This is a genomic window from Acidovorax sp. ST3 (assembly GCF_003231145.1).
GTDB lineage: Bacteria > Pseudomonadota > Gammaproteobacteria > Burkholderiales > Burkholderiaceae_C > Acidovorax.
Genome location: NZ_QKVP01000055.1, coordinates 1 through 654, shown reverse-complemented (window position 1 = coordinate 654; position 654 = coordinate 1). Strand labels below are relative to the sequence as shown.

Genomic DNA, 654 nt, shown 5'->3' with positions numbered 1-654 from the left:
GCCGATGGCGGTGACGAGGTCGCGGTCGGGGGCGTTGGGCGTATCGATGAACACATAGTCGCAGCCCTCGCGCTCGGCGGTGACGCGCAGGGTGAACAACTTGCCGACGGTGGTCTCGACCAGGCCCGGGCCGGGGCTCTGGCGGGCGCGAAGGCTCTGGCCGACCGATCTTTGTCCGTCCACGTCGGCGATGACGACGCGCGCGCCCTCGGCGAAGGCCGCCAGGGCGAGGTGCAGAGTAAGGGTGGTCTTGCCCGATCCGCCCTTGCTCGAAATGATGGCGATGGTGCGCATGCCGTCCGCCAAGTATCCGAAGCGTTCCCCCGTCGCCATTCCCCAGGAAGACTCTGCGGTTCAGGTGGGCGAACCTTGGAGAGGGTCGGCAAGCGTAAATGTCGTCTATACATGATTAATGTGACAAACAGCGGAAGCTCCGTCGAGGAATAAGCGCGCCGGACGCAAAATTCCTCTCTGCGGCCTCGTCGGCGTCCGGGCGGGCCGCTATAAGCGGTCGATGCGTCGACTCTTCCAGTTCGTCCTCAACATGGACGCCCGCGCCTGGCGGACCCTGGCCGTCTCGTTCCTGCTGTTCGGCGGCGTCGGCGTCGTCTTCCTGTTCGGCGCGCAGATGCTGGGCTTCAACGGCGAGGCGAC

At 65.7% G+C, this 654-nt stretch carries 1 protein-coding gene; it reads right to left on the bottom strand.

The genetic code is table 11. The annotated features are described in order from the left end of the window. Positions 1-294: ParA family protein (locus tag DNK89_RS23500; protein ID WP_153064335.1), on the bottom strand; the 294-nt coding region annotated here is incomplete at its 3' end. Between the last annotated feature and the right edge of the window lie 360 nt (positions 295-654).